The organism is Nordella sp. HKS 07, from assembly GCF_011046735.1.
Classification (GTDB): domain Bacteria; phylum Pseudomonadota; class Alphaproteobacteria; order Rhizobiales; family Aestuariivirgaceae; genus Taklimakanibacter.
Genome location: NZ_CP049258.1, coordinates 6188075 through 6214934 on the forward strand (window position 1 = coordinate 6188075; position 26860 = coordinate 6214934).

Sequence of the window (26860 nt, forward strand, 5' to 3'; positions counted from 1 at the left end):
GCGGGAGTCCTCCTTATGACAACGGCAGTTTCCTTCCAGAATGTCTCGCGCCATTTCGGTCCCGTGCGCGCGGTTGACGACGTTGTGCTCGACATCGCGCCGGGCGAGTTCTTCGCCATGCTGGGCCCGTCCGGTTCGGGCAAGACCACTTGCCTGCGCCTCATCGCCGGCTTCGAGCAGCCGACCAGCGGCCATATCGAGATTTTCGGCGAGACCGCCGAAGGCCTGCCGCCCTACCGGCGCAACGTGAACACCGTCTTCCAGGACTATGCGCTCTTCCCGCATATGACCGTCCTCGGCAATGTCGCCTATGGACTGATGGTCAAGGGCGTGGCTCGCCAAGACTGCGTAACGAAGGCGCTGAAGGCCCTCGACCTCGTCGAGCTCAAGGGTTTCGAGAAGCGCCGGCCCTCGCAGCTGTCGGGCGGCCAGCGCCAGCGTGTGGCGCTCGCCCGCGCCCTCGTGAACGAACCGAAAGTGCTGCTTCTCGACGAACCGCTGGGCGCCCTCGATCTCAAATTGCGCGAGCAGATGCAGGTCGAGCTCAAGACCCTGCAGCGCAATCTCGGCATCACTTTCGTTTTCGTCACCCATGATCAAGGTGAGGCTCTGTCGATGGCTGACCGGGTCGCCATCTTCAACCAGGGCAAGATCGTCCAGGTCGGCGCGCCGCATGACATCTATGAGCGCCCGCGCACCCGTTTCGTCGCCGACTTCGTCGGTTCCTCGAATGTGCTGCCGCCCGATTTCTCGCAAAGAACGGGCGGCCCCGGCAAATGGGTGAGCCTCAGACCCGAGAAGATCGTTCTCTCCGCCGGCACCGGCAGAACGAACGCCGCACCCCATGCGGTCGAGGCCAAGGTCACCTCGGTCCATTATCAAGGCGCGGTGACGCGGGTGAATACCGATGCCGCCGGCCAGTCGATCGCGGTCTCCGCACCCTCCTCGTTCGGCGCGCTCAATGTCGGCGACACGGTGACCTTGCAGTGGCCGGCGAGCGCCTTCCATGCCATGGAGGACGAGGCGTGACCGACGTCGTCGCCGGCACCGTCCATGACCGGCGCGGCGGTGTCCTGCGGCGGATATCCGACACGCTGTTCCGGCATCCGCATCTTCTGCTGGCGCTGTTGCTCGCGCCGCCGCTTCTGTGGCTCGGCATCGTCTATCTGGGCTCGCTGCTGGCGCTCCTGGTCCAGAGCTTCTTCTCGATCGACGAATTCTCCGGCATGGTGAAGCGCGAGTTCACGCTGTCCACCTATGCCGAGCTTTTCAATCTCGCCAATATCGACGTCATCCTGAGAAGCCTCCTCATGGCGGTCGCGGTTACGCTGGCGGCCGCCCTTATCGCCTTCCCGATTGCCTATTACGCGGCACGCTATGCGCGCGGACGCTGGAAGGCGCTCTTCTATCTGGCGGTGATGCTGCCGCTGTGGTCAAGCTACCTGGTGCGCGTCTATGCCTGGAAACTCATCCTCGCCAAGGAAGGCATCATCACCTGGCTCGCGGGCAAGCTCTATCTGACCTGGCTCCTGGACGCTATCCTGGCCATCCCAGTCATCGGCGGCCCCTCGCTCAGCATCAGCTATATCGGCACCTTCCTCGTATTTCTCTATGTGTGGCTGCCTTACATGATCCTCCCGACGCAGGCGGCGCTCGAACGCGTGCCGGCCAATCTTCTCGAGGCATCGGCCGATCTCGGCGCCATGCCGCGCCAGACCTTCTGGACGGTGATCTTTCCCTTGGCGCTGCCGGGTCTCATCGCCGGATCGATCTTCACCTTCTCGCTCACCTTGGGCGATTACATCATCCCGCAGATCGTCGGCACGTCGAGCTACTTCCTGGGCCAGGTCGTCTATACGCTGCAGGGCACCGCCGGCAACATCCCGCTCGCCGCCGCCTTCACCGTGGTGCCGATCGTGATCATGGGCATCTATCTGACCATCGCCAAGCGCATGGGGGCCTTCGATGCGCTCTGATCACGGTCAGCCGGCGCCCCGTGCATTGAGCCTCGCAGCAATCGCCGGGCTCCTGTTCCTGCATGTGCCGCTCTTGCTGATCTTCCTCTATGCCTTCACCACCGAGGAGAAGAGCTATCAATTTCCGCCGCCGGGACTGACCCTCAAATGGTTCGGCGCCGTGTGGGAGCGCCAGGACATCTGGAACGCGCTGTGGCTATCCGTGAAGGTCGCGACGATCGCCACGGCCATCGCCTTGGTGCTCGGCACCTGCGCCGCGGCGGCGGTCGCGCGCGCCCGCTTCTTTGGTCGCGATTACATCTCGCTCCTGTTCATCCTCCCGATAGCGCTCCCCGGCATCATCACCGGCATCTCGCTGCGCTCGGCCTTCAACATCATGAATTTCGACTTCTCCTTCTGGACGATCGTGCTTGGCCATGCCACTTTCTGCATCGTCGTCGTCTACAACAATGCGCTGGCCCGCTTCCGGCGAACATCAGGAAGCCTCATCGAAGCCTCGATGGATCTCGGCGCTGACGGCTTCCAGACTTTCCGCTATGTGGTGCTGCCCAACATCCGCTCAGCCTTGCTCGCGGGCGGCATGCTGGCCTTTGCGCTCTCATTCGACGAGGTGATCGTGACGACCTTTACCGCCGGCCAGCAGGCGACCTTGCCGATCTGGATGCTGACCGAGCTCATCCGGCCGCGCCAGCGCCCGGTGACCAATGTGGTCGCCATTTTCGTGATAGCGGTGACTTTCCTGCCGATTCTTTTTGCCTATTACCTGACACGCGACGGCGACCATGTCGCGGGAAGCGGTAAATAGCCGACGATGCTGATCAGGTTGACGATTCTCGCCATCGCCATCGTGCTGTTGTCGCTGCTATTCGGGCTCAATCGCCGCCTCAAAGCGGCGCCGCCCTGGCTGCGCATCCTGCATATGGCCGTCTTCTATGGTGCTCTTGCCTATATGGCGATCTTCGCGGCGATCTTCCTCGCCCTGCGTCTCTTCGGCTACCAGCTGTGAGACTCAGCGCTTGGATTTCTTTGCTTTCTTGGCGCCTTTCTTGGGCGCCTCCTCTTCCGTGACGCCGCCGACGATCTTGGCGAATTTGTCGAAGAACTGGGTCGCCAGCGACCGCGCGGTGGAATCGATGAGGCGCGAGCCCAGCATGGCGAGCTTGCCGCCCACTTGCGCATCGACGTCATAGGAGAGCTTCGTGCCGCCGTCGACCTCTTCGAGGCGCACATCCGCCCCGCCATTGGCGAGGCCGGCAATGCCCTTGCCCTCGCCCGAAATCCGGTAGCTCGCGGGCGGGTTGAGATCCGTCAGATTGACATTTCCGGTGAAGGCGGCCTTGACCGGTCCGACCTTCACCGTCACCTTCGCCTCGAGTTCGGTGTCCGAATGTTTGGTGATCGCCTCACAACCCGGGATCGACTGCTTCAGGATTTCCGGGTCGTTCAGCGCCTTCCAGACCGTCTCTCGCGATGCCGGAATGATCTCTTCGCCACTCATTTTCATCGGACGCTGCCTCCTCGGGGTGACCTGATGAGGAAATCTAGGCGGAAACATCCCCTCGCTGCCACTGTTCCTTGGTCGCAAGCCGGAAATCCTCGAACCGGTCCTGGTCGATGGCGTCCCGGATGCCCTGCATCAGCGACTGGTAATAGGCGACATTGGCCCAGGTGAGCAGCATCATGCCGAGAATCTCGCCTGAGCGGATGAGATGATGCAGATAGGCCCGGGAGTAGACGGACAGCGCCGGGCATGGGCTTTCGGGATCGAGCGGGCGCGGATCGTCGGCATGCCTGGCGTTGCGCAGATTGATCTTGCCGAAGCGTGTGAAAGCCTGGCCGTGGCGGCCGGAACGGGTCGGCATCACGCAGTCGAACATGTCGACGCCGCGCGCCACCGCTTCCAGGATGTCCTCGGGCGTGCCCACACCCATCAGATAGCGCGGCCGGTCGGCGGGGAGATGCGGGACGGTGCTCTCGATCGTCTGCAGCATCAGCGCCTGGCCCTCACCCACGGCGAGGCCGCCGATCGCATAGCCCTCGAAGCCGATTGAGCGGAGGCCTTCGGCCGAGATCCGCCGCAGCCTCTCATTCACGCCACCCTGCACGATGCCGAAATTGCCGCGTCCCGGCTGCGTGCCGAAAGCCTGGCGCGAGCGCTCGGCCCAGCGCAGCGACAGCTGCATGGCGCGTTCGGCATCCTTGTCGGTATGGGGATACATCAGGCACTCGTCGAGCTGCATCTGGATGTCGGATCCGAGCAGCCTCTGGATCTCCATCGAGCGCTCGGGGGTGAGCTCGTATTTCCGTCCGTCGATATGCGACTGGAAGACGGCGCCCTTTTCCGAGATCTTGCGCAATTTGGCGAGCGACATGATCTGGAAGCCGCCGGAATCGGTGAGGATCGGTCGCGGCCAGTTGGCGAAGCGATGCAGGCCGCCAAGCTTCGCCACCTCCTCGGGACCAGGCCTGAGCATCAGGTGATAGACATTGCCGAGGATGATGTCGGCACCGGTCTCGCGTACCTGCTCAGGGTAAAGGGCCTTTACCGTGCCGGCAGTGCCGACGGGCATGAAGGCGGGCGTGCGAATCTCGCCGCGTCCGGTGGTGATGGTGCCGCGGCGCGCCGCGCCGTCGGTCTTATGCAGGGTAAAGGAAAAGCCTTCGCTCATGATGGCGCGGGGAATAGCAGGCTGGCATCGCCATAGGAATAGAACCGATAGTTTCCCGCAATGGCATGGGCATAAGCGCTCTTCATCCGCTCGAGCCCGGCAAAGGCCGCGACCAGCATGAACAGCGTCGAGCGCGGCAGGTGGAAATTGGTCAGCAGCAGATCGGCGACCCTGAAGCGGTAGCCGGGGGTGATGAAAATATCAGTCGTGCCCTCGAAAGGCGCGAGCTCGCCCGAGCGGGCGGCGCTTTCGAGGAGCCGGAGCGACGTCGTTCCGACCGGCACGATGCGTCCGCCTCTGGCCCGAGCCTCCTTTAGCCGGGCCACCACATCGGCGGGCACCACACCCCATTCCGAATGCATCCGGTGCTCGGCCGTATCCTCCGCCTTGACCGGCAGGAAAGTACCAGCCCCGACGTGGAGCGTTAAAAATTCTTCTTTAATTCCAGACTCTTGAAGAGACTTCATCAAGTCCGGCGTGAAGTGCAGGCCAGCCGTCGGCGCAGCCACCGCCCCTTCCGTCTCGGCGAAGACGGTTTGGTAATCGACGCGATCCTGCTCGTCGCACTCACGTTTGCCGGCGATATAGGGCGGCAGAGGCATGTCGCCCAAAGCGGCGATGGCTTCATCCAAAATTGGCCCATGGAAGTCGAACGCCAATGTAATCTCGCCGCCCTCGCCTTTTTGCTCGACGGTAGCGTCGAGGACACCCAGGAGGCAGACCCGGCCTTCGGCGCCGAAGCGGATGCGATCGCCGACGGCGAGCCGCTTGCCGGGCTTGGCGAAGGCCTTCCAGCGTGACCCGTCGAGACGCTGATGCAGGAGCGCCTCGATCCGGGGCGTCGCCTCGCCGCGTCCGATCCGGTTGCCGGTCAGCGCGGCGGGGATGACTTTGGTATTATTGAAGACCAGAACGTCGCCGGGACGCAAAAGCGACGATAGATCCCGCACCACCCGGTCTTCCAGCGCCGTCGGACGCACCACCAGGAGCTTCGCCGCGTCGCGCGGATGCACGGGTCTGAGCGCGATGCGCTCGTCGGGAAGATTGAAATCGAAATCGGCTACGCGCATGGGAGCTACTCTCCCAGGCAGGTAACCGGCCAGGCACCGACACCGACGATATGAAGGGTGCCGGAGAAGATGCCGTCGGTCCCCTCTTCATGCGCATAGCTCACGCGCAGCTTGGCGATGATAGCCTCGGCATTGCCATCGGTGACATCGATCTTCATGCCCCCTTCGTCGGAGAAAGACTGGGCGACGAGGATGGGAGTGACGCCGGCCTCGGCCGACGTCGCCCATTTCCTGCCCTTGGCCTCCATGCTGAGGCTCAAGGGTTTGAGACCCGGCGTGGTGCCGACCAGAAAGCTGAAAGACGTATCGTAATTGGGCGCGGTGCAGACGATATTCTCGGTGGCGAGAGCCTCGCCCGCCGAGATCAGCAGCATCGCACCCGCCAGTGCCCCCCGTTTTCCGATCAGCAGCATGTCGCGATCAGGCCGTCGCGTCGGCCGCGACCTGCATCTTCACGATGCGATCGGGTTCGCGCACCGGCTCGCCGCGCTTCAGCGCGTCGACATGTTCCATGCCGGAGCTCACCTTGCCCCACACCGTATATTGCTTGTCGAGGAAGGTGGCATCGCCGAAGCAGATGAAGAACTGGCTGTTGGCCGAATCCGGATTGGATGAGCGCGCCATCGAGCACACGCCGCGCACATGCGGCTCGCGCGAAAACTCGGCCTTGAGGTTGGGCTTCTTCGAGCCGCCCATGCCGCTGCCGGTCGGATCACCGCCCTGCGCCATGAAGCCCTCGATGACGCGGTGGAACGGCACGCCGTCATAGAAACCCTCGCGCGCCAGTTCTTTGATGCGCGCCACGTGATTGGGGGCGAGATCGGGACGGAGCTCGATGACCACGCGGCCCTTGCCGAGGTCCATATAGATCGTGTTTTCGAGATCGCTAGCCATCACTTGATATCCTTCATGACTCTGACAGTTACCATCTTATCTGGTTTCGCGGGCGGCTCGCCCTTGGCGACCTTGTCGACGCAGTCCATGCCGGACGCGACTTCGCCGAACACCGTATATTGTCCGTCGAGGAAGCCGCCATCGGCGAACATGATGAAGAACTGGCTGTTCGCCGAGTTGGGATCGGAGGTGCGCGCCATGCCGACCACGCCACGCGCGAAATGCGTGTTGGTGAATTCAGCCGGCAAATTGGGTTCGTTCGACCCGCCGGTGCCGTCGCCATTCTGGCCGTCGCCGGTCTGCGCCATGAAACCTTCGATCACGCGATGGAACGGGACGCCGTCATAATATTTGGCGCGCGCCAGCTTCTTGATCTGCGCCACATGCTTGGGCGCGAGGTCGGGCCGGAGCTTGATCGTGATGTCGCACTTGTCGGAGGTCTTGATCACCAGGGTGTTCTCGGGGTCGAGCTCCTGCGCCGCGAGCGGCAGGCTGCCGAGCGCCACGGCGGCGATCAGGCCGACAAGGCCCAGTTTGAATCTCATGTGGGGTCTCCTTGAGTTGAATGCAGCGGGTTTTCCCCCTCAGGCGGGCTTTTTGAGGGCAGCTTTGACGGCGGCAAGCGCTTCCTTGGGGATGAACAATGTGACGTCGCCGCCCATGGCGGCGATCTGCTTGACGAGCGAGGATGCGATCATCCGCGTCGCCGGGCTGGCGGCCAGGAACACGGTCTCGATGTCGGGCGCCATTGAACCGTTCATCTGGCCCATCTGGACCTCGTAGTCGAAATCGCTCGCATCGCGCAGGCCCCTGATGATGAGGCCGGCCTGGGCGCGCCGCGCCGCATCGACGGCGAGATCGTCGAAGGCTTCGACCACGATCTTGATGCCGGTATGCTGGGCGATCGGCGCCGTCACGGTTTCGAGCAGCTTGATGCGCGTCTCGGCATCGATCAGCCCCTTCTTGCCGTGATGCGTTCCGACCCCAAGAACGAGCTTGTCCACCAGCCGCGCCGCTCTCGCGATGATGTCGAGATGGCCATAGGTGACGGGGTCGAAACTGCCGGGATAGAAGCCTGTGCGCGCCATGGCGCCAGCCATAGCCCGATCGCGCTCCTGCCGCAACCTGTCAGCAGAAGGCAGTAAGATCCCCAAATCAAGCGGGAGTAACCATAATGGCCAACGACAATCCTTCGACTATTTCGCATGTGTCCCTGGGCACCAACCAGTATGACAAAGCCAGGGCTTTCTACGAGAAGGTGCTCGCGACCCTCGGCTGCAAGATCATCATGGAGCATCCGGGCGTCGCCGCCTTCGGCAAGCAGTTCCCCGAATTCTGGGTGGGGGCGCCTCACGACGGCAAGAAGGCCACCGTCGGCAACGGCACCCATGTCAGCTTCATGGCGGGCTCGAAGGCCGAGGTCGACGCCTTCCACAAGGCGGCGATCGCCGCCGGCGCCAGCGATGACGGCAAGCCCGGTCCGCGTGAGGAGTATGGCGAACCCTATTATGGCTGTTTCCTGCGCGACCTCGATGGCCACAAGATCGAAGCCACTTACTGGGACGAAGAGCTCGCCAAAAAGTTGGGCATGGGCTGATCTGCTCTCCCTCCCGCGCATCTTGCGATGCGCCGGAGGGAGCCAAAACTCATTCCGGCACGTGGCGGACGGCGCCTTTCGCGGCACTTGTCGCCATCGACGCATAAGCGCGCAAGGCGGTCGTGACCTTGCGACTGCGCTTCTCTTCCGGCTTCCAGACGGCGCCGTCGTGTGCCGTCTTGGCGGCGCGGCGCCTGGCGATCTCGGCCTCATCGACGGCCAGATGCATCTTGCGCTTCGGGATGTCGATCTCGATCCTGTCGCCGGTCCGGACGAGGCCGATCAACCCGCCTTCCGCCGCTTCGGGCGAGGCATGGCCGATGGAAAGGCCGGATGTGCCGCCCGAGAAACGCCCATCGGTGATGAGGGCGCAGGCTTTGCCGAGCCCCTTCGATTTGAGATAGCTCGTCGGATACAGCATCTCCTGCATGCCGGGACCACCGCGCGGGCCTTCATAACGGATGACGACGACATCGCCGGCCTTGACCTTGCCGGTGAGAATGCCATTTACCGCCGAATCCTGGCTTTCGAACACGACGGCCGGCCCTGAGAAAACCAGGATCGATTCATCGACGCCCGCCGTCTTCACGATGGCGCCGAGCTCGGCCAGGTTGCCGTAGAGCACCGCCAGCCCGCCATCCTTGGAGAAGGCATGCTCGGCCGAGCGGATCACGCCCGTCTTGCGGTCGAGATCGAGATCGTCATAGCGGCGCTCCTGGCTGAAGGCGACCTGGGTCGGCACACCACCCGGCGCGGCGCGGAAGAAGTCGCTCACCTTGGCGCTCCTGGTGCGCATCACGTCCCATTGTTCGAGCGCGACACCCAGCGTTTCCGAATGGACGGAGCCGACAGAGGTGTCGATCAGACCGGCGCGATCGAGCTCGCCGAGGATCGCCATGATGCCGCCGGCGCGGTGCACGTCCTCCATATGCACGTCCGACTTGGAAGGGGCGACCTTGCACAGCACCGGCACGCGGCGCGACAGCCGGTCGATATCGGCCATGGTGAAATCGAGTTCGGCCTCATGCGCGGCCGCGAGCAGATGCAGCACCGTATTGGTCGAGCCGCCCATGGCGATGTCGAGGGTCATGGCATTCTCGAAGGCGGCGAAGCTCGCGACCGAGCGCGGCAGCACGCTCGCATCGTCCTGCTCGTAATAGCGCCGCGCCAGGTCGACGACGAGATGGCCGGCCTCGACGAAGAGCCGGCGGCGGTCGGCATGGGTGGCGAGCGTCGAGCCGTTGCCGGGCAGCGACAGGCCGAGCGCCTCGGTGAGGCAGTTCATCGAATTGGCCGTGAACATGCCGGAGCACGAGCCGCAGGTCGGGCATGCCGAGCGCTCGATGACCTTCATGTCCTCCTCGGACACCTTGTCATCGACGGCCGCCACCATGGCGTCGACGAGGTCGAGGGCGACTTCCTTGCCCTTGAGCACCACCTTGCCGGCCTCCATCGGCCCGCCCGAGACGAAGACGACCGGGATATTGAGGCGCAGCGCCGCCATCAGCATGCCGGGGGTGATCTTGTCGCAATTGGAGATGCAGACCATCGCGTCGGCGCAATGGGCGTTGACCATGTATTCGACCGAATCCGCGATGAGCTCGCGCGACGGCAGCGAATAGAGCATGCCGTCATGGCCCATGGCGATGCCGTCATCCACCGCGATGGTGTTGAACTCCTTGGCGACACCGCCCGCCGCCTCGATTTCGCGCGCGACGAGCTGGCCGAGATCCTTCAGATGCACATGGCCCGGCACGAACTGGGTGAATGAGTTGACCACGGCGATGATCGGCTTGCCGAAATCGCTGTCCTTCATGCCGGTGGCGCGCCAGAGGCCGCGGGCGCCGGCCATGTTGCGGCCATGGGTGGTGGTGCGGGAACGATAGCTGGGCATGGTTTCTCGGTCTTTTCCTAATGCTTTCAGGACGATGCCTTCGTGCGCGTGCTTGCCTGCCCTGTCAACCGGTCAGATGGCATGGCTCGAATGTGCTTACGTGGGGATACCTTGGCCGACGCTCAGCGGCCGCGCAAAGCCAGCCAGATGCCGCCGCCGATCAGGCACAGGCCGCTCGACATCTCGACGAAGCGCACCCGCTTCTGCGAGAGCCATGACCCGGCATTGCCGGCGGCGAAAGCATAGAGACTGTCGAAGACGGTGGCGATGACCATGAAGCTCAAGCCCAGCAGGATCAGCTGGTTCAGGTAATCGCCATTGGGCGAAATGAATTGCGGGATGAGCGCGCCAAAGACGAGCAGCACTTTCGGGTTGGACAGGATGACGACGAAGCCCTGCAGAAAAAAGCCACCTCTCGGCGCCGCGGGCGCGCTCTGGGTCAACACGTCGCCCTTGGAGCGCAAGAGCTTGATGCCGAGCCAGATGAGATAGGCAGCACCCGCAAGGCGCAGCACATCGAACCAGACGCCCATATAGGTGATGGCCGAAGCAAGTCCGGCAATGGCGATGGCCATCCAGACCACGAGGCCCGCCTGGGTGCCGGCGACATTGAGAAGACCGGCGCGGGCGCCGTGCTTGAGGCTGTTGGCGATGACGATGGTGACGGTCGGGCCCGGCACAATGACGATGGCGATGGCGGCAATGCAGAAGGCGACATAGGCTTCGATGGTCATGGCTCTCTCCCGTTCCTGGCCATCGAGCAAGCCATAATCGCGCACACGCATGCAAGAGGATTCTGGACAGCTGGCCTGATGCTCTTCTACCTTGCGCCTTACTGCCCGGTGCCTTCGCCACGCGGCGAGGGAGAATCGGAAACACGGTGCGACGCCGTGGCGTGCCCAACGCTGTAAGGAAGATTTTTCCAGCCATTTCAGTTTTTTACGCTGAAGTGTGAGGCCACTGGGTTAACCGGGAAGGCGCTGGGAGAAGGTGAATCCGAGCCAGAAGACCGGCCAGGCAGGATGGCTATCCGCGTGGACAGGCGGGTGGCGGCGATGCAACGCAAGGGGAAGAGCGATGCAGACCGAACCTGTTTCCGCCGGCGATTTCGACGCGGCGGCGCGCGACGCCGTCTATCGGGCCATTTTCACCCGCCGCGATATACGTGGCCAGTTCCTGCCCTGCCCGGTTCCCGATCCGGTCCTGGCGCGCCTCCTCACCGCCGCCCATCACGCGCCTTCGGTGGGTTTCATGCAGCCGTGGAATTTCATCGTCATTCGCGATGCGGGGCGCAAGGCGCAGATACGCGACCTCGTCCGCCAGGCCCGGGCCGAGGAGGTTCGTCACGTCGCGGATGACCGGCAGGCGCTCTACCGGTCCCTGAAGCTCGACGGCATTGTCGAAGCGCCGGTCAATCTCTGCATCACCTGCGACAGGAGCCGTGCCGAAGGATCGCCGCTGGGACGCTGGCACAACCCCGAGATGGATCTCTACAGCACCGTCTGCGCGGTACAGAATCTCTGGCTCGCGGCGCGCGCCGAAGGGTTGGGGCTCGGCTGGGTCAGCATTCTCGACAAGGATGCGCTGAAGGCCCTGCTCGCCCTTCCGGCGCATGTCACCCCGGTTGCCTATCTCTGCCTCGGCTATGTCTCGGATTTCGCGGACAGGCCCGAGCTCGAAAGCAAGGGCTGGCGCAAGCGCCTGGCCCTCGACGAGCTCATATCAGCTGAGAGCTGGGCAGGCGGCGGCGAGGATGCGCTCAAAGCGCTGATCAGGAGCGCTTGAAAGCTGCATAGGTAAAGGCCTGGCTCGTCCCGAAGGGCGTCGGATGGGGCTCAATTTCGGTGACACACAATTTCGAAATTTCGGTGTCAGTGCATTTAATAGAAATTTCGGTGACAGTGCATTTAATAGATCAATAAGAAATTTCGAAATTTCAGAAAATTTCGGTGACAGTGCATTTAATAGATCGGCTGCGCCGAAACGACGAAATTGAATGCACTGTCACCGAAATTCTAAGCACCAACTACCAGCAGGCCACAAAGCTAGATACACCGAGTCGCTTTTACTTTTCTGTGGACGGGAGCTGGCCCATTTCGCGTAGACGCTTTACGTCCTGTGCCGCTTTACCAGATAAAACTCTATCTACGTTTTTGACGAAATCCATTTGCTGACGACGAATTAGGAATTTCGGTGACAGTGCATTCAATATTGTTGAATTTCGGAATTTCGGAATTTCGGTGACAGTGGAATTTCGGTGACAGTGCATTCAATATTGTTGTTTCTGCGCAACCACTATTAGGAATTTCGGTGACAGTGCATTCAATATTGTTGTTTCTGCGGAATTTCGTGACAGTGCATTCAATATTGTTGTTTCTGCGCAACCACTATTAAGCACTGTCACCGAAATTGGGACACTATTAAGTGCACTGTCACCGAAATTGGGATGACGGATTGAGTGGTGGCGCGTCTGCCGCGACGCTCGCCCCCACAACTTTCACCGAGAGGGAGACATTGCTAAGGATTGCGCGCTCGTCCGGCAGGCGGCGGCGAGGACGGGCTCACAGCGCTGATCGGGACCGCCTGAAAGCCGCATAAGTAAAGGCCTGGGTCGTTCCGAAGGGCGTCGGATGCGTCTCGCCGGCCTCGTCGATGAGTTCGAAATCCGCTCCGAGACGCGCGGCCAGCGTGTCGGCACTGTAGCGCTGCACCGGCAGGCCGCTGCATTTCTCAGGACCGGTCAGCGCGAAAGTCGAGATCACGATGTGAGATCCGGGCCGGGTGCCGGCTTTCAGCGCCGCGATATAGGCGTCTTGGGCATCTACCTCGGTGAGGAAATGGAAGACGGCGCGGTCGTGCCAGACGTTCCACTGCCGCGCCGGTTGCCAGCGCGTGATATCGGCGACGATCCACGCGACCTTGTCGGCTAGGGCGCCGAGCCGTTCCTTCGAGCGCCTCAGCGCCACATCGGAAATGTCGAGCACGGCGAGGTCGGCATAACTCTCCGCCAGCAGCCGGTCGACGAGGCGCGAGGCGCCGCCCCCGATATCGATAACGGAGCCGCCGCCCGCTTGCCTGATCAAGGCGAGCGAGCGCTCCGGCACCTCCTGATACCAGCTGACGGCGGTATCGGATTTGACGGTGTAGGCATGATCCCAGTGTGCGCGACGATCTGACATTCTATTTGTCTTTGTATTTGTGTTTGTCTTTTTATCTTGGCCAGGCCAGCCAGAGAGCGGCGATCACCAGGAGCCCGCCGCTGACGCGGTCGAGCCAGACGAGGCGTTCGCCCGCAAGGAAATTACGCGCCTGAGCTGCCAGGATCGCCAGCAGCGCGCCGAAAATGGCGCTGACCGCGACGAAGGTGACGCCGAGGATCGAGAGCTGGGGTGCGGCCGGCCGCGACGGATCGACGAAAGGCGGAAGGAAAGCGGCGAGGAAAAGGATGACCTCCGGATTGGCGACGGCGACGAGGAAGCCGTCACGGAACAGCCGACCGGTGGGCTGCGGTCCCGACAGCCCGGCCCTGCCCGCGAACCACAAGCGCGTGACGCCGAGATAGAGCAGGAAAGCCGCACCGCCGAGCCGGATCCAGTCGAACCAGGTCTTCATGGCGTCCGCGATCCAGGCGAGGCCGAGAGCGACAAGCGAAATCAGGAGAACGAAGCCGATGACATTGCCGGCGACGGTGACGAGGCCGCCGCGCACCCCCTGCCCGATGCTGTTGGCCACGATGACCGACATCGCCGGCCCGGGCTTGGCGAAGAGCAGCGCACTGGCGGCAAGGAAAGCAAGGAAGAGATCGAGCGGCATAAGGACCTTCAGCACATTGTCCGGAGCCGCCAAGGTCTTCGACCTGGCCCGATGCCCCGCTGGCCCTGACTTCCCACATTTCCGGCTTGCAGCGCAAGTTCCTGCTTCAAACGTCCAAATCGGCCGGGTGGCACGCTGCCCGCTCAGCCCGCGGCGATCATCTCCGCGATACGCGCCGTGTCGCTGCCGAGCTCCCGGTCCTCGGTCAGAGGAGCAACATAACCGCGCACGGCCGCGTAGGCCTCGGCGGCGCCGCGGCCCAATTCCGGCATGACGCCCCTGATCTCCAGGGCATGGGCCGAGGCGATAAGCTCCATGGCGATGAGATAGCGGAGCCGGTCGATGATCTGGCTCAGCTTGGCGATCACGCCGGGCGCCATCGACGCCTGATCCTCGATCCAGTCCGAAACGGCGATCGGGGTCAGCGACATCGGGTTCGCCAGAAAGCGGATCTCGGCTTCCAGCGCCGCGATCGGTTTCTGCAGTATGGCGAGGCCGATGCGGTTCTGACCCTCCGACGCCAGGAAACGTGGCAGGCCCGCGACCACCGGCGACATGAGCTTGATCGTCCGGTTGGCGATGGCCGCCGCCGCATGGGCGAGCGCCTGGCCGAGCCGTTCCCAGGACAGGACGAAAGCGGTCATGTCGAAATTGCCGTGCGACACGATCCGGTCCTCGGCGGCCAGCACGACCGGATTGTCGCCGGAACTGGCGAGCTCGATTTCGGTCGCGGCGCGCGCCTCTTCGATCGCGTGACTGAGCGCGCCCCAGACCTGCGGTACGCAGCGATAGCTCAAGGGATCCTGGATGCGCCGGGCGGCGCCGTCGGCGAACAGCGCGCTGCCCGCCAGAAGATCGCGCAGTTGCGCCGCCACCTCCCGTTGTCCGAAGGCCGGACGCGCAGCCATCGCGCCGTCATCGAGCGCGCTGACATTGCCGCGGAAGGCTTCCAGATTGAGCGCGATGGCCTTCAGCGACCACAGATATGCCCGCTCGACATCCTCCAGCGCGAGACAGCCTTGCGCTACGGAGAGGCTGTTGGCGACGATGATGGCATGACCGTCCTTGGCGTGGATCTCGAGCGGCGGCAGGCCGGCGCGCTTGAGCGCCTCGGCCGCCGGCAGGATCTCGCCGCCATATTCCGCCTGACCATGTCCCATGAGGCCGAGAGTCATATGCGCCAGCGGCGATAGATCGGCGGCGCCCAGCGAGCCCAGCGCCGGCACCACCGGATGCAGCCCGGCATTGAGCGCCGCGACGAGCCCTTCGAAGACAGAAGGCGAAATGCCGGTGCCGCCCGCCGCCATGCCGGCGATCCTGACCGCCATCATGGCGCGCACGGCATCGCGCGGCAAAGCCGGCCCGAAGCCGACGGCGTGACCGAAGGCGATGCGCCGCTGATAGGCGATCAGGTCCTCCTCACCGAGCGGCGTATCCACGGCGGCGCCCAGCGCCGTGGTCAGTCCGTAGATCGGACGCTTCTGCGCGGCATGGCGCTCCACCACGGCGCGGCTGGTGCGGATCCTCGCATGAATGTCAGGTGAGATTTCGACCCGTGAACGACGCCGCGCAATGGCCGCAATGTCTTCCGCCCGGAGCGGCGCCGCGGTCAGGCGGATGGGCATCGTTGTCATGACGCGTCCTGCTAGTTGTCTGCTGTTGCAGAATCCCGCTCCCGAAGAGCGGAGTCAATTCCGTTCACGCGCCCGACAGCTCGAGGAACGCGTCCGGTACCCATCCCGTTTCGCCGGAAGCTCCAGTGACCCAACAGAAGCCACTTTCGGAGAAATGCAGCGCCACGCTCTCCCCCTGAGCGACGGTAAGCTCAATCGCGTCAAAATCCCGGATCAGACGGAGATTGTTGCCCGCGGGCTCGAGCCAATTGCGCGGCGCCCAACCTTCCTGGCCCGCTTCATTGCGGCACCAGATCCATCCGAAGAGATCCGTCTCCTGCAAATAGTCGGGAGCGAGGAGATCACCTGCTCTGCCCTTGACCGGATCGGCATAGGGCCGCTGATAATCATGCGCCACCTTTGCCTTTAGACCATCGGGAAAGACATAAAGCAAGATCTACCGCTCGCCGTTTTCTTCATCATCGATGACGCGCTCGACTGAAAAGCGATTGCCTTGGCCATGCGCCGTAGTCAGGTTATGGACCCTTCACGTCTCGGCTGAGTGTCGCGCCACCACTGCGCTACTCGCCTGGAGTCGCGCGTGAATCAGACAAGGTTCCGAACCGAACGGGGCGGCTGCAATGTCTTCCATCCTTAGAGTCGCCGCTGCTAGGCAGATGGGTCTCAATATCATAACTCAGCTCCGTGGGAGGGAATGACGAAGCGTACCTACGAAAAATCTTGGCGCTAATCCTCGAAGAAGGCCATTAGCTAGCGCTACACAATCGCGGGAAGAGGATTCGGCGTCGGCACTTCCCTAAGTTTACGATACGCCGCCTTTGCCCGTTCCAGCCGACCTTCACCAGCCTTCTCAGGCTTTCTATGCTTTGTCTCTTCCCACGGATCGCCTTGGCCGTTTCTACCGAATCCTTCTACAATAAAAAGAAACGCTGCAGTAGCAGCCAACTCCAATTCAATCGCACCAATTCCGGCTGCCGCAGACACAAACGAAGCACGAGCAGAAGGCGCCAGACTTTTCCGCTGAGGGATAGTAAAAACCGAATACCAGCCCCCCCAATCGGTTCGCCGCTCCTCTTCCTGAACCAATCGAAGGCCAATAGCTAACTTAATTGCGTCTGCAAGCTCCTCACTAAACGGGCCATAATGCCTATACTCAAACTCGAAATCATCCAGAAGGCCTGCAAGGCTGCTTAGATAAGCAACCTTCTGTAAGCGAGTGCGTCCGACTAGCTCTCCACCCGCGTCCAAGACAAGGGAGGCAGCTCTCTCGTGCAAATCATAAGCTGACATTTCATTCTCCCGTTGATTTATCTATGATCTGCAAAATCATAGATTTTCCCTCAGAGTCATCTTCGCTGACATACACACGACTGATTTCAAAAGACTCCGCTCCAAATACTACGGACGAAAGGTGAGCCATATCCTCTATTTCATTACCCTTGCGTATTAGTATTTGGTTCAATGGAGTTTGCGAGTCTTGGAACTTTTTGTAAGGAGAGCGACGATACTCATCTATAAGGATTTCATGCCCTCCAGTCTTCTTCCGGTGAGCGGCACGCTCCTCCAATTCTTTCAAAATCGACTTTACGCTCAAAGATATTCTTGCTTCTCGCTCACGTCGGTCATCAATTGTCATGCCTCTCCTAATAGGAGTGCGTCCTTCTATCATCCTCCTGAGATCTATGCACTTCAACAGCCTTCTGGTTTGAAGCCTGGTTGCGTATTCTGACACAAGCCTATCCTTCGCCTGAGATAGGAAAAACAAGCTTCCCCAGAAAACGGAATCATCCAAAAGAATTGCATTTTCAATTTTTCCGGGATCAGAGAGAAAAAGCATCAAAGGATGCAAATCTGGAAGTCCACATGCACTTTGATGTCCACTTTCAATAAGCGAATGTAGCCTCACTATAAGAGAAGTGAAAATCTTCTCAGCTCCCCGTGTTGTTTTGTGAAGATAAACATTGGGGTAAAGTTGAAACAGGGAGAGGACATAATGCTCTGCTGCGTGAAACGCTTTCGGACCCAAAACAAGGGTCTTCACCTCACCGGCCGACTCTTCGTCCGCGTTTAGAGGAACGGTCCCCACTTCCAAGTTAGCAAGAATCCAGGTCGCGTCCACACCACTTCCTTGAATCCCGGTCATCAAGCGATCACGTTGCATGTAGTCGAGACGATCGGCATCGAATTGGCTTGACACAACTGAATCAATCAAATTCCCGGGCTTCTTAATCCGAATTACATCCGCAACTTCATCAGAGAAACTACGGCCCAATTCAGAATTAAAGACCTCGCTCACCTCTGAATTCCTGATCAGCGCATCGCTGACATTTTCATGAATGGCCATTGGTAGATTGAGCTGTTTACCAACATCCTCAAAGGAGTGACTGAACATCCCATGTCCCAAGTCATGCACAAGTGCGGCAGCAAGTGCCACATGCGATTGATGAGTTCGCTTGGAAGGGTCGCGCTCGATTATGGTCATCAATGACCGCGCGATATGAAATACCCCAACTGAATGCGCGAAACGCGAATGGGTTGCCCCCGGAAACACAAATTCTGAAAAGCCGAGTTGACGAATTCGCCGGAGACGTTGAAATGGCCGTGTTTGCAGGACACGCCACATGGTCTGCTCGAATTGATCGACATCGAATTCGATCAGATTGTGCAGTGGATCGCGAATACGCTGAGACTTAACCTGACTGCTCATCCCCCCAAGCGCCCGTCCAGCAATTAACGAATCAGATATTTCTACTTCATCTGGAATAGAAAATGATTGGGTTGAGCGCATTGAAAATTTCTTACTTCAGGACGTTGCCACCAAACTGCAGGCTGAAATGCCGTTATATCGCAATCGGAACAAAAAGCGAACAATTTCTGCTCAACGAATAATCAATAAGGACCAGCGGGTAGCTAACTCCCTAAATTGGCAGTCAATTGCGTTCAGCAAGCAGCTGGAACGAAACGACGTTCGGCGCCCGCCGGCTTAACCGGAGCGTGCGGGGCGGCGCTTCAAAAAAATGCAACGAACAGCTTCCCCGGCACAAAGGTCAGTTCAGGCGCATTCGCCATCTTCGCGTCAGATCCTCAGGAAATGGATAGAGCAAGGCTTACCCCTCGCCGTTTTCCTCTTCCTCGCTGATGCGCTCGACCGAGACGACATGCTCGTCATCGGCCGTGTCGAGCACGATCACGCCTTGCGTCGCGCGGCCGGCCTTGCGGATGTCGTGGACCGGGCAGCGGATGAGCTGGCCGCCATCGGTCACCAGCATGATCTGGTCCGCGTCCTCGACCGGGAAGGACGCCACCAGCGGGCCGTTGCGGTCATTGACCGCCATGGCCGTGATGCCTTTGCCGCCACGCCCGGTGACGCGGTATTCGTAGCTCGAGGTGCGCTTGCCGTAGCCGTTGGAGGAGACGGTGAGGATGATCTGCTCGGCGGCACCCATCTGGGCGTAGCGCTCCTGCGTCAGTATCGCCTCTTGCGCCTGCGTCACCTCTTCCTCGGAGGCGCCATTCTCATCGCCCTCGTCGCCCGAAACCGCGCGCGCCATCTTGAGATAGGCCAGGCGCTCGTCAGCCGAGGCCTCGACATGGCGCAGGATCGCCATCGAGATCACGTGATCGTCACCGTCGATCCTGATGCCGCGCACGCCGGTCGAATCCCGGCCCTTGAAGATGCGCACGTCCTCGACGGGGAAGCGGATGCATTGGCCATGCGCCGTGGTCATCAGCACGTCGTCGGCGAGGGTGCAGATATCGACGCCGGCGATCTGGTCGCCCGCGTCGAGCTTCATGGCGATCTTGCCATTGCGGTTGATGCTCTCGAAATCGGAGAGCTCGTTGCGCCGGACATTGCCCGAGCGGGTGGCGAACATGAGCTGCAGCGCTCCCCAGGTCGCTTCGTCCTCGGGCATCGGCATCACCGTGGTGATGCGCTCGTCCTGCGCCAAGGGCAGCAGGTTGATGAGCGCCTTGCCGCGCGCCTGCGGGTTGCCGACGGGCAACCGCCACACTTTCATGCGGTAGACCATGCCAGCCGAGGAGAAGAACAGGATCGGCGTGTGGGTATTGGCGATGAAGAGCTTGGTGACGAAATCCTCCTCGCGCGTCTGCATGCCGGCCCTGCCCTTGCCGCCGCGCCTTTGCGCGCGATAGGCCGAGAGCGGCACGCGCTTGACATAGCCGGTGTGGCTCACCGTCACCACCATGTCCTCGCGCTGGATGAGGTCTTCGTCCTCGACCTCGCCTTCGTTGTCGACGATCTGGGTGCGCCTCGGCGTCGCGAACTCGGTCTTGATGGCCGTGAGCTCGTCCTTGATGATGGCGAAGACGCGCGCCCGCGAGCGCAATATGTCGAGATAGTCGGAGATTTCCTTGGCGAGCTTTTCCAGCTCTTCGGCGATCTCCTCGCGCCCCAGCGCCGTGAGGCGCTGCAGGCGCAGATCGAGGATGGCACGCGCCTGCTCTTCCGAGAGCTTGTAGGTGTCGTCGGCGCCGAGCTTGTGGCGGGGATCGGCGATGAGCGCGATGAGCGGCGCCATGTCCTTGGCGGGCCAGGCCTTCGCCATCAAGGCTTCGCGCGCCTCGGCGGCGTCCTTTGAACGGCGGATGAGCGCGATCACCTCGTCGATATTGGCGACCGCGATGGCGAGGCCGACCAAGATATGGGCGCGGTCGCGCGCCTTGTTCAGGAGGAATTTCGTGCGCCGGGTGACGACCTCCTCGCGGAAGCCGATAAAGGCCTGGATCAGGTCCTTGACGTTGAGCAGCTCGGGCCGTCCGCCGATCAGCGCGATATTGTTCACGCCGAACGTCGTCTGCAGCGGCGAGAACCGATAAAGCTGATTCAGCACCACGTCCGCCATCGCGTCGCGCTTGAGCTCGACCACGACGCGCATGCCGTGACGATCGCTTTCGTCGCGGATGTCTGAGATGCCTTCGATCTTCTTCTCGCGTACCAGTTCGGCGATCTTCTCGATCATCGTCGCCTTGTTCACCTGATAGGGGATCTCGTGGATGATGAGAGCCTCGCGCTCCTTGCGCAGTTCCTCGGTCGTGACCTTGCCGCGCATGACGATCGAGCCGCGCCCGGTATGCATCGCCGACTTGATGCCGGCGCGCCCGAGGATGATGGCGCCGGTCGGGAAATCGGGTCCCGGGATGATGTTCATCAATTCGTCGATGGTAATGCCGGGATTGTCGATCGTGGCGATGGTGCCGTCGACCACCTCGCCCAGATTATGCGGCGCCATGTTGGTGGCCATGCCGACCGCGATGCCGCCCGAGCCATTGACGAGCAGATTGGGATATTTCGCCGGAAGGACCGTCGGCTCGTGGAATTCGTTGGAATAGTTGGCGACGAAATTTACCGTGTCCTTGTCGAGATCGTCGAGCAAGGGCATGGCGGCCTTGGCGAGGCGGGCTTCGGTGTAGCGTTCGGCCGCCGGAGGATCGCCGTCGACGGAGCCGAAATTGCCCTGCCCGTCGATCAAGGGCAGACGCAAAGAGAAATCCTGCGCCAGACGCACCAGCGCGTCATAGATCGCGAGATTGCCGTGCGGATGGTACTTACCCATCACGTCGCCGGTGACGCGCGCCGACTTCTTATGTGCCTTGTCGGGCGTGAACCCGTTCTCATGCATCGTGTAGAGGATGCGCCGGTGCACCGGCTTCAAGCCGTCGCGCACGTCGGGAAGTGCACGCGACACGATCACGCTCATCGCGTAATCGAGATAGCTCTTCTTCATCTCCTCTTCGATGGAGATAGGCGTGATTTCACCCGGATTGCCGGAAGAATTCGGATCGTTCTTGTCGTCGTTGTCGGCCACGGGAATCCTGAAGGAATAACGCTCTGCATAAACCGTCCGAGAAGGCCTGGGAGGCCTCGTTTCTGGAAACGATCTCGAGCGGCTAAGCATATTAGCCGCCCAGACCTGTCAGAAGCAATGCCAAGCACATGAAAACTGGGCCAAAAATACCGGTTTTACGGGGCTGAATCAGGCCTTGAAATCAAGGCCTTGCGACGGCCTCGCCAGCATGCAGGGCGGCTGCCCCGACGACCCCTGCGGAAGCTCTGAGCTGACTCGACAGAACCGGGAGATCCCGGCACTCCTCGGCCCAGATATAGGCCGGTATCTTGTCCTTGAGCATGGCGAAGTAGCGCGGCGCCGTGCCGAGCCCCCCCGCCGATCACCACGCCATGGGGATCGATCAGATTGATCACCTGGCCGATGGCGCTGGCGAGCGCTGTGGTCGCCTCGTCCAGCAGCGCCTCTCCTTCAGGCCCCGCTTCCGCCTCAACCATCATGCGGGCGGTGGCGGCACGCCCGGTGCGGGCTTCATAGGCCTCACTCATGCCGAGCCCGGAGGCGAAGGCCTCAAGATTGAATGTCGTGCGCTGGCCGGTCGTCGCGGCAAAGGAAACGAGATCGCTCGAGGCGAAATGGATCGCGAAACCACGAGCACCGCGCTCGATGCGGCCGCCGCGGCAGACCGCGCAGCTCAAACCCGTGCCGATCGACACAAAGATGAAACTCGGCAATGAGCGGCCATGCCCGTACCGCAATTCGGCCAAGGCCGCTAGGCGCACGTCGCTCTCGACCCTGACCGGAGCGAAGCGGGACAGGGCTTGCGGCAGGTCGACGCCACGCCAGTCGGCAATCCATTGGCTGGCCGGCGTGCCATCGAGCCGGACCAGTTCCGGCAAGCCGATGCCCAGGCCCTGCCACCGGACATCCGAACGTGTCGCCGCGTCGTCGATCCGCAGGACGGCGTCACCGATGGCAGCGATCACGGCCTGAGCGCCCTGCCCGCGTGGTGTCGGCAATTCCATGCGCTCGATGAGCCGGCCGGTATCGAGCTCCACGAGGCCGGCAGCAATCTTGGTGCCGCCTACATCGGCGCCGATGGCCCAGCGCGTCATTTTCCGGCTGCCGATGTGTCGGCGAGTATTTCGGCTCCCCGACATATGCAGACCACGCTGGCGGGCCAGTCGGGATCGTAGTCGTGCGCCGCTGCAAGCTTCTCGAAAGCCAGACGCTTACCGTCGCCCCAGACGATCATCGCAGCCGCCTTGGAGTGGCGTGCGATCGTATCGATGCCGACCGTCACGCCAAACCGCGGCACCTCGTCGAGGCTCCGGAAATCGGGAAAGGTCTTCATGTTGTCGCGCCGGGTATCTTCGGCCAGCGGCACGATGCGCGAACGGCTGTCGCGCGCGCTCCCTTTTGGATTGAAGGCCACATGGCCGTCGCTCGCTCCCGAGGCGAGAATGAAAAGGTCGATGCCCCCGCCTCGGCTATCCGCGCATCATAGGCCTGAGGATCCCGTGGATCCGGAAACCAGACTTGCGCCGCGGGGATACGGAACCCTTCCGCAAGCGCTTCGTTCAGTACGCCGACGATTTCCACTTGCGCGAAGCGCCGGCAGGAGAAATGGCTGTTCTCCGGCACATGATCGAGCCCGGAGCCGGTCTCGACCAGATAGTCGTCCATCATCACGATGACCAGGTGACTGAGGTCTCTGGGCCGCTTGGCGAGCGCCTGTCCCATGGCCTGATAGACGGGTCGCGGCGAACGGCCGCCCGGACAGCCCAGCAGGAAGAGCCGGCCGGCCGCTTTCGCCTGATCGATGAGAGCGAGCAGCCGCTCCGCGAAAACACGTCCCAGAATGTCAACATCATGGAAAATCTGCGGCGTGATCGCGTTCATGCAAGGCTCATCTCTCGGAAGGGATCTCGGTGACAAGACGATATAGATATTTCGCACCGCTTTGCCGAGATCAATTCTGCGGCTACAGATGGGGGCAACCGCACTCAGGTCCCGCGCCGAAAGTGCCGGAGGAGACTTGTCGCATTTTCGGTCGGATCAGATGAACCCCAAGGCATACGGGCTGGCAACTCTGCTTCTTCTCTTCTCGCAATGGTACGTGATGGCCGAGTCCGCGCCGGACACCCTCACTTTCGCGTGGCCTGTCGACGGCGCCGTCAAGCGCAGTTTCGGCGCGCCCGATACAGAAGGCGGCACGCTGCAGGGCATTGCTCTTGCGCCGAAGAAAGGCGCCGTCCGCGCCGCCGCGGATGCCGTTGTCGTCTATGCCGGGCCTTTTCGCAACTATGGCGAGCTGCTGATTCTCAAGCATGGCTGCGGATATCAGACCGTCGTTGCCGGGGCCGCGCGGTTGTCCGTGACCATTGGACAAAAGGTGCGCCTCGGTGAAGAGATCGGCATGCTGGCCGAGCCGTCAGAGAAAGAGCAGGACGTCTATTTCGAACTGCGGCGCGACGGCGTTCCCGCCGACCCTGCACTTGTGATGCCTGGGCCAGGCTCAAGCGCCTCGCGCATCGTCACCTGCGGCGATGTCGCCACTGCCGAGGCAAAGCCCGCCAGCCAGACAGACGCGATCGAGAGTTCGAAGACGCCCTCCTCCGATTCTCCGGCACTCCCACAGAAATCCGATGTGAAGATCGTCTGGACGGGAAATTTCCCGTGGCCGGCGCGCGGCGAAGTTCTGCAGCTCTTTGACGCAAAAACGACCGAAGGCATCAATATCGCGATGCCGGAAGGCACCAAAGTCAAAGCGGTCGCGAAAGGTATCGTGATCTATGCGGGCGGCGAACTCAAAGCGCTGGGCACACGGTTCTGGTGCGTCATGAGGACAGCCTGGTGACCGTCTACGGCTATCTCCGCGAGCTAAAGGTACGGCGCGGACAGCAAGTCCGACGTGGCGAAGTCATCGGCGAATCCGGGAAGAGCGGTGACGCCCCCCGGCCAATGCTGCATTTTCAGGTGCGAAAGAAGTCGGCGCCCGTCGATCCGGCCGCGTATCTGGCCAAGCCCTGATCTGTCAGGAATTCGTCGGCCACCGGAGGATCGACGATGATCGGACCGTTGCACCAGCAAGAGAGTCGGCCTGCCCGCGGTAACGCAGGCAGGCCTTCGGTTCAGAACGGCACTTCGTCGTCGAGGTCGCGGGCGAAATTCTGCTGCGGCCGGCCGCCACCACCGCTGCGCGGACGCTCCATCGGGCTCGACTGGCCGAAGCTGTCGCCATTGCCGAAGCCGGCGCTGTCGCCGCCGCCGCTGCGCCCATCGAGCATGGTGAGCTCGCCGCGATATTGCTGCAGCACCACTTCCGTCGAATACTTCTCCACCCCGTCCTTGTCGGTGTATTTGCGCGTCTGCAGCTGGCCCTCGAGATAGACCTTGGCGCCCTTCTTCAGATACTGCTCGGCGACCTTCGCCAGATTCTCGTTGAAGATGACGACGCGGTGCCACTCGGTGCGCTCCTTGCGCTCACCCGTCTGCTTGTCCTTCCAGTTTTCCGACGTCGCGATCGACAGATTGACGATCGGACGGCCGTCCTGGGTGTGACGCACCTCCGGATCCTTGCCGAGATTTCCCACCAGAATAACTTTGTTCACCGATCCGGCCATATCCGCTTCTCCTTGCTTTCCGGGCACCAGCGCTTGCGCGCCAATCATGATTGTTGTTCAGGCACGGTGATCACCCAAACCCGCTTTCCGTTCCACTGCGGATCGAATGTTATCCCCCGCAAATATGTTCTCTTTATGTTCCAAACGCAAGCGGTATAAGGGGTGATCTGTCAAACAAGAGGTTCCCATGCTGAAGCAGATCGAAACCGACCTGGCCCCGAAACCCTTCTCCAATTATGCGCAGGCCGTCGAGGTGGCGCCGGGCGCTCGCCATCTCTTCGTCGCCGGACAGGTAGGCGCCGATCCGGCCTCTGGAAAGATTCCCGACAGCGCCGAGGAGCAGCACCGTCTCGCCTGGGCCAATGTGCTGGGCATATTGAAGGCGGCCGGCATGGACCACCGAGCGATCGTCGATGCCCGCGTCTTCATCACCGACCGTTCGCAGATCGGGCTCTACCGGCAGGTGCGGGACGAGGTGCTCAAGGGCCACAAAGCGGCGGCGACCTTGCTGGTGGTCGCGGGCCTGGCCGATCCCAGGCTGGTCGTAGAGGTTACCGTCATTGCAGCGGCCCCGGTATAGATCACGATCGCTTCAGGTCCGGCTTCGGGCCTGAAGCGATAAACGTGATCGAAAACTTTGTATGGCGCGTGACGGGAGCCGCATCCAAGGTCAGGTCGAAGATCAGCCGCGGACGAAGGGCTTGAACAAGGAGAAGCTCTTCGGCTCGGCGCCGGTCTTCTCAGTTGCAACATGAGCCGGATGCTTCTGATCCTGCATCATAGCCGCGTTGTAAACATTTGAATAAGCTTCGAAAATCCAGTTCATGATCAATCTCCTTTTCTTGTTCTAAGCAATCTCTGTATGGTCTGAAAATAGCCAATTCGCGCTTGCACCACAAACGGCATTATCCTACGCTATCTGTAAGGAAAACTTACAGGACACCCCATGGCCCGGCGCCTGCCGTCGCTCAACGCCCTTCGTGCCTTCGAGGCCGCCGCCCGGCATGAGAGCTTCACGAACGCCGCCGCCGAGCTGTTCGTGACCCATGCGGCGGTGAGCCGTCATATTCGTGAATTGGAGGAATGGCTCGGCACCGATCTCTTCAACCGCACCGGCCGGGGCGTCGAGCTGACCGATGCGGGACGCCGCTACGGCGCCCGCCTCACCCCCCTCTTCGACAATATGGCGCAAGCGACGATCGAAGCCGCGGCCCAGGGCAAAGTGCGCACGCTCAATGTCTCGGTGGAGCCCTCGATCGCCTCGCGCTGGCTGGTGCCGCGTCTCGGCCGCTTCAATGAGCTCCATCCCGATATCGAGCTCGACATCGATCCCGAGAACCGTCTCGTCGACTTCCGCTCCGACAAGGCCGATCTCGGCATCCGCTATGGCCTCGGTCGCTGGCCCGATGTCGAAATCCAGAAGCTCGTCTCGGATGTCGAGATTTTTCCTGTCTGCAGCCCGCGTCTCATCAAGGATGCGGGGCCCCTCAGCCCCGGCGATCTCGCCGACTACAATCTGCTGCATGAGAGCCGCAAACAATATTGGACCGACTGGCTCCACGCGGCGGGCATCAAGGGCGTCGAGGACTGGCGCGGCACCGTCTTCCAGGGCCATCTCGCCATCGAGGCGGCGGAAGCGGGTCAGGGTTTCGCGCTCGGCGACATGATCCTGTGCACCGACGCCATGACCGAAGGCCGCCTGGCGCGCCCCTTCGCGCTCGACATCAAGGATCATGGCGGCTACTTCATCGTACGCGCAAAAGGGTCTAAGGAATCAGCCCCGGCGCGCGCCTTCCGCGAGTGGCTGCAGGCCGAGATGGCCGAAACGCAGCGGAAGTTCGCGAGCATCAAGAGCGCGTCCACGAAGAAATAGGCCTGCC

At 61.7% G+C, this 26860-nt stretch carries 31 protein-coding genes and 1 riboswitch; of the genes, 10 read left to right on the top strand and 21 right to left on the bottom strand.

Annotated elements, in window-relative coordinates:
* The first annotated feature begins 15 nt into the window (after positions 1 to 15).
* From G5V57_RS29190 to G5V57_RS29205, 4 genes are read left to right on the top strand one after another with little or no spacing between them, the layout of a single operon-like run.
* Positions 16 to 1029 (top strand): ABC transporter ATP-binding protein, encoded by a 1014-nt coding sequence (locus G5V57_RS29190; protein WP_165171951.1) that lies wholly within the window; start codon positions 16 to 18, stop codon positions 1027 to 1029.
* Positions 1026 to 1976 (top strand): ABC transporter permease, encoded by a 951-nt coding sequence (locus G5V57_RS29195; protein WP_165171953.1) that lies wholly within the window; start codon positions 1026 to 1028, stop codon positions 1974 to 1976. The genes G5V57_RS29190 and G5V57_RS29195 overlap by 4 nt, the downstream gene beginning before the upstream one ends.
* Positions 1966 to 2781, top strand: a complete 816-nt coding sequence (locus G5V57_RS29200) for an ABC transporter permease (protein ID WP_165171955.1) — start codon at positions 1966 to 1968, stop codon at positions 2779 to 2781. Before G5V57_RS29195 ends, G5V57_RS29200 begins: the two co-directional genes overlap by 11 nt.
* 6 nt (positions 2782 to 2787) lie before the next feature.
* Complete coding sequence (locus tag G5V57_RS29205; RefSeq protein ID WP_165171957.1) at positions 2788 to 2982, top strand: hypothetical protein; 195 nt, start codon at positions 2788 to 2790, stop codon at positions 2980 to 2982.
* A gap of 3 nt (positions 2983 to 2985) precedes the next feature.
* Here the strand turns inward: G5V57_RS29205 and G5V57_RS29210 are convergent, their stop codons facing one another.
* The 7 genes from G5V57_RS29210 to coaD are packed head-to-tail and all read right to left on the bottom strand — an operon-like array spanning position 2986 to position 7697.
* Positions 2986 to 3480 carry a carbon monoxide dehydrogenase subunit G gene (locus tag G5V57_RS29210; protein WP_165171959.1) on the bottom strand — a complete coding sequence of 165 codons (495 nt, stop codon included), beginning with the start codon at positions 3478 to 3480 and terminating at the stop codon, positions 2986 to 2988.
* Positions 3481 to 3517: 37 nt separating this feature from the next.
* Entirely contained in the window at positions 3518 to 4645 is a 1128-nt protein-coding gene (gene tgt / locus G5V57_RS29215) for a tRNA guanosine(34) transglycosylase Tgt (RefSeq protein ID WP_165171961.1), read from the bottom strand.
* Entirely contained in the window at positions 4642 to 5715 is a 1074-nt protein-coding gene (queA, locus tag G5V57_RS29220) for a tRNA preQ1(34) S-adenosylmethionine ribosyltransferase-isomerase QueA (protein WP_165171963.1), read from the bottom strand. Before queA ends, tgt begins: the two co-directional genes overlap by 4 nt.
* Positions 5716 to 5720: 5 nt before the next feature.
* Positions 5721 to 6128, bottom strand: coding sequence for a hypothetical protein (locus G5V57_RS29225; protein ID WP_165171965.1), 408 nt, complete (start codon positions 6126 to 6128; stop codon positions 5721 to 5723).
* Positions 6129 to 6135: 7 nt separating this feature from the next.
* Positions 6136 to 6609, bottom strand: a complete 474-nt coding sequence (locus G5V57_RS29230) for a peptidylprolyl isomerase (RefSeq protein ID WP_165171967.1) — start codon at positions 6607 to 6609, stop codon at positions 6136 to 6138.
* Positions 6609 to 7154 (bottom strand): peptidylprolyl isomerase, encoded by a 546-nt coding sequence (locus G5V57_RS29235; RefSeq protein WP_165171969.1) that lies wholly within the window; start codon positions 7152 to 7154, stop codon positions 6609 to 6611. The genes G5V57_RS29230 and G5V57_RS29235 overlap by 1 nt, the downstream gene beginning before the upstream one ends.
* A 39-nt stretch (positions 7155 to 7193) precedes the next feature.
* Positions 7194 to 7697, bottom strand: coding sequence for a pantetheine-phosphate adenylyltransferase (coaD, locus tag G5V57_RS29240; RefSeq protein ID WP_165174320.1), 504 nt, complete (start codon positions 7695 to 7697; stop codon positions 7194 to 7196).
* A gap of 86 nt (positions 7698 to 7783) precedes the next feature.
* On the opposite strand from coaD, the gene G5V57_RS29245 reads away from it, so the two are divergent.
* Entirely contained in the window at positions 7784 to 8206 is a 423-nt protein-coding gene (locus tag G5V57_RS29245; protein WP_165171971.1) for a VOC family protein, read from the top strand.
* A 49-nt stretch (positions 8207 to 8255) separates the two neighbouring features.
* Here G5V57_RS29245 and ilvD read toward each other — a convergent pair whose 3' ends face one another.
* Both ilvD and G5V57_RS29255 read right to left on the bottom strand, forming a co-directional pair.
* Complete coding sequence (gene ilvD / locus G5V57_RS29250; protein ID WP_165171973.1) at positions 8256 to 10100, bottom strand: dihydroxy-acid dehydratase; 1845 nt, start codon at positions 10098 to 10100, stop codon at positions 8256 to 8258.
* Between the two features lie 122 nt (positions 10101 to 10222).
* Positions 10223 to 10834, bottom strand: coding sequence for a LysE family translocator (locus G5V57_RS29255; RefSeq protein WP_165171975.1), 612 nt, complete (start codon positions 10832 to 10834; stop codon positions 10223 to 10225).
* 89 nt (positions 10835 to 10923) lie between these two features.
* Positions 10924 to 11133, top strand: a riboswitch (cobalamin riboswitch).
* Between the two features lie 44 nt (positions 11134 to 11177).
* On the opposite strand from G5V57_RS29255, the gene bluB reads away from it, so the two are divergent.
* Entirely contained in the window at positions 11178 to 11885 is a 708-nt protein-coding gene (gene bluB / locus G5V57_RS29260) for a 5,6-dimethylbenzimidazole synthase (protein ID WP_165171988.1), read from the top strand.
* Between the two features lie 776 nt (positions 11886 to 12661).
* Here bluB and G5V57_RS29265 read toward each other — a convergent pair.
* The 10 genes from G5V57_RS29265 to G5V57_RS29310 all read right to left on the bottom strand — a co-directional run bounded on the left by G5V57_RS29265 (position 12662) and on the right by G5V57_RS29310 (position 23256).
* Positions 12662 to 13279, bottom strand: coding sequence for a trans-aconitate 2-methyltransferase (locus G5V57_RS29265; protein ID WP_165171990.1), 618 nt, complete (start codon positions 13277 to 13279; stop codon positions 12662 to 12664).
* 31 nt (positions 13280 to 13310) lie between these two features.
* A complete protein-coding gene (locus G5V57_RS29270; protein ID WP_165171992.1) occupies positions 13311 to 13946 on the bottom strand; it encodes a LysE family translocator in 636 nt (211 codons plus the stop codon).
* A 110-nt stretch (positions 13947 to 14056) separates the two neighbouring features.
* Positions 14057 to 15547, bottom strand: a complete 1491-nt coding sequence (gene hutH / locus G5V57_RS29275) for a histidine ammonia-lyase (protein ID WP_165171994.1) — start codon at positions 15545 to 15547, stop codon at positions 14057 to 14059.
* 64 nt (positions 15548 to 15611) lie between these two features.
* Positions 15612 to 15944, bottom strand: coding sequence for a hypothetical protein (locus tag G5V57_RS29280; protein WP_165171996.1), 333 nt, complete (start codon positions 15942 to 15944; stop codon positions 15612 to 15614).
* A 359-nt stretch (positions 15945 to 16303) separates the two neighbouring features.
* Positions 16304 to 16837: a hypothetical protein gene (locus G5V57_RS29285; protein WP_165171998.1), complete on the bottom strand. Its 534-nt coding sequence runs from the start codon at positions 16835 to 16837 to the stop codon at positions 16304 to 16306.
* Between the two features lies 1 nt (position 16838).
* Complete coding sequence (locus tag G5V57_RS29290) at positions 16839 to 18335, bottom strand: HD domain-containing protein (RefSeq protein ID WP_165172000.1); 1497 nt, start codon at positions 18333 to 18335, stop codon at positions 16839 to 16841.
* Positions 18336 to 18654: 319 nt separating this feature from the next.
* Entirely contained in the window at positions 18655 to 21375 is a 2721-nt protein-coding gene (gene gyrA / locus G5V57_RS29295; protein ID WP_165172002.1) for a DNA gyrase subunit A, read from the bottom strand.
* Between the two features lie 155 nt (positions 21376 to 21530).
* Complete coding sequence (locus G5V57_RS29300; RefSeq protein WP_165172004.1) at positions 21531 to 22469, bottom strand: ROK family protein; 939 nt, start codon at positions 22467 to 22469, stop codon at positions 21531 to 21533.
* The gene (locus G5V57_RS29305; protein ID WP_165172006.1) at positions 22466 to 22708 is read right to left on the bottom strand and encodes a hypothetical protein; all 243 of its coding nucleotides are present in this window, start codon (positions 22706 to 22708) and stop codon (positions 22466 to 22468) included. Before G5V57_RS29305 ends, G5V57_RS29300 begins: the two co-directional genes overlap by 4 nt.
* Positions 22705 to 23256: a 6-phosphogluconolactonase gene (locus tag G5V57_RS29310; protein WP_165172008.1), complete on the bottom strand. Its 552-nt coding sequence runs from the start codon at positions 23254 to 23256 to the stop codon at positions 22705 to 22707. Before G5V57_RS29310 ends, G5V57_RS29305 begins: the two co-directional genes overlap by 4 nt.
* A gap of 160 nt (positions 23257 to 23416) precedes the next feature.
* Between G5V57_RS29310 and G5V57_RS34645 the strand changes: the two genes are divergently transcribed.
* Positions 23417 to 24214, top strand: coding sequence for a murein hydrolase activator EnvC (locus G5V57_RS34645; protein ID WP_246737420.1), 798 nt, complete (start codon positions 23417 to 23419; stop codon positions 24212 to 24214).
* Positions 24211 to 24387, top strand: coding sequence for a peptidoglycan DD-metalloendopeptidase family protein (locus tag G5V57_RS34650; RefSeq protein ID WP_246737421.1), 177 nt, complete (start codon positions 24211 to 24213; stop codon positions 24385 to 24387). Before G5V57_RS34645 ends, G5V57_RS34650 begins: the two co-directional genes overlap by 4 nt.
* A gap of 101 nt (positions 24388 to 24488) precedes the next feature.
* On the opposite strand, the gene G5V57_RS29320 is transcribed toward G5V57_RS34650, so the two are convergent.
* Entirely contained in the window at positions 24489 to 24980 is a 492-nt protein-coding gene (locus G5V57_RS29320) for a single-stranded DNA-binding protein (protein WP_165172010.1), read from the bottom strand.
* Between the two features lie 187 nt (positions 24981 to 25167).
* Here G5V57_RS29320 and G5V57_RS29325 point away from each other — a divergent pair, with 187 nt between their 5' ends.
* Complete coding sequence (locus G5V57_RS29325; protein WP_165172012.1) at positions 25168 to 25560, top strand: RidA family protein; 393 nt, start codon at positions 25168 to 25170, stop codon at positions 25558 to 25560.
* 102 nt (positions 25561 to 25662) lie between these two features.
* On the opposite strand, the gene G5V57_RS29330 is transcribed toward G5V57_RS29325, so the two are convergent.
* Positions 25663 to 25806 (bottom strand): hypothetical protein, encoded by a 144-nt coding sequence (locus tag G5V57_RS29330; RefSeq protein ID WP_165172014.1) that lies wholly within the window; start codon positions 25804 to 25806, stop codon positions 25663 to 25665.
* A 120-nt stretch (positions 25807 to 25926) separates the two neighbouring features.
* Between G5V57_RS29330 and gcvA the strand changes: the two genes are divergently transcribed.
* On the top strand, positions 25927 to 26853 hold the full coding sequence (gene gcvA, locus G5V57_RS29335; RefSeq protein ID WP_165172016.1) for a transcriptional regulator GcvA: 927 nt from the start codon (positions 25927 to 25929) through the stop codon (positions 26851 to 26853).
* Positions 26854 to 26860 lie beyond the last annotated feature (7 nt).

Coding starts and splice junctions, on each gene's coding strand:
- G5V57_RS29190 (WP_165171951.1), top strand. CDS start 16: ATGACAACGGCAGTTTCCTTCCAGAATGTCTCGCGCCATTTCGGTCCC.
- G5V57_RS29200 (WP_165171955.1), top strand. CDS start 1,966: ATGCGCTCTGATCACGGTCAGCCGGCGCCCCGTGCATTGAGCCTCGCA.
- G5V57_RS29205 (WP_165171957.1), top strand. CDS start 2,788: ATGCTGATCAGGTTGACGATTCTCGCCATCGCCATCGTGCTGTTGTCG.
- G5V57_RS29210 (WP_165171959.1), bottom strand. CDS start 3,480: ATGAAAATGAGTGGCGAAGAGATCATTCCGGCATCGCGAGAGACGGTC.
- tgt (WP_165171961.1), bottom strand. CDS start 4,645: ATGAGCGAAGGCTTTTCCTTTACCCTGCATAAGACCGACGGCGCGGCG.
- queA (WP_165171963.1), bottom strand. CDS start 5,715: ATGCGCGTAGCCGATTTCGATTTCAATCTTCCCGACGAGCGCATCGCG.
- G5V57_RS29225 (WP_165171965.1), bottom strand. CDS start 6,128: ATGCTGCTGATCGGAAAACGGGGGGCACTGGCGGGTGCGATGCTGCTG.
- G5V57_RS29230 (WP_165171967.1), bottom strand. CDS start 6,609: ATGGCTAGCGATCTCGAAAACACGATCTATATGGACCTCGGCAAGGGC.
- G5V57_RS29235 (WP_165171969.1), bottom strand. CDS start 7,154: ATGAGATTCAAACTGGGCCTTGTCGGCCTGATCGCCGCCGTGGCGCTC.
- coaD (WP_165174320.1), bottom strand. CDS start 7,697: ATGGCGCGCACAGGCTTCTATCCCGGCAGTTTCGACCCCGTCACCTAT.
- G5V57_RS29245 (WP_165171971.1), top strand. CDS start 7,784: ATGGCCAACGACAATCCTTCGACTATTTCGCATGTGTCCCTGGGCACC.
- ilvD (WP_165171973.1), bottom strand. CDS start 10,100: ATGCCCAGCTATCGTTCCCGCACCACCACCCATGGCCGCAACATGGCC.
- G5V57_RS29255 (WP_165171975.1), bottom strand. CDS start 10,834: ATGACCATCGAAGCCTATGTCGCCTTCTGCATTGCCGCCATCGCCATC.
- bluB (WP_165171988.1), top strand. CDS start 11,178: ATGCAGACCGAACCTGTTTCCGCCGGCGATTTCGACGCGGCGGCGCGC.
- G5V57_RS29265 (WP_165171990.1), bottom strand. CDS start 13,279: ATGTCAGATCGTCGCGCACACTGGGATCATGCCTACACCGTCAAATCC.
- hutH (WP_165171994.1), bottom strand. CDS start 15,547: ATGACAACGATGCCCATCCGCCTGACCGCGGCGCCGCTCCGGGCGGAA.
- G5V57_RS29285 (WP_165171998.1), bottom strand. CDS start 16,837: ATGTCAGCTTATGATTTGCACGAGAGAGCTGCCTCCCTTGTCTTGGAC.
- G5V57_RS29290 (WP_165172000.1), bottom strand. CDS start 18,335: ATGCGCTCAACCCAATCATTTTCTATTCCAGATGAAGTAGAAATATCT.
- G5V57_RS29300 (WP_165172004.1), bottom strand. CDS start 22,469: ATGACGCGCTGGGCCATCGGCGCCGATGTAGGCGGCACCAAGATTGCT.
- G5V57_RS29305 (WP_165172006.1), bottom strand. CDS start 22,708: ATGAAGACCTTTCCCGATTTCCGGAGCCTCGACGAGGTGCCGCGGTTT.
- G5V57_RS29310 (WP_165172008.1), bottom strand. CDS start 23,256: ATGAACGCGATCACGCCGCAGATTTTCCATGATGTTGACATTCTGGGA.
- G5V57_RS34645 (WP_246737420.1), top strand. CDS start 23,417: ATGAACCCCAAGGCATACGGGCTGGCAACTCTGCTTCTTCTCTTCTCG.
- G5V57_RS29320 (WP_165172010.1), bottom strand. CDS start 24,980: ATGGCCGGATCGGTGAACAAAGTTATTCTGGTGGGAAATCTCGGCAAG.
- G5V57_RS29325 (WP_165172012.1), top strand. CDS start 25,168: ATGCTGAAGCAGATCGAAACCGACCTGGCCCCGAAACCCTTCTCCAAT.
- G5V57_RS29330 (WP_165172014.1), bottom strand. CDS start 25,806: ATGAACTGGATTTTCGAAGCTTATTCAAATGTTTACAACGCGGCTATG.
- gcvA (WP_165172016.1), top strand. CDS start 25,927: ATGGCCCGGCGCCTGCCGTCGCTCAACGCCCTTCGTGCCTTCGAGGCC.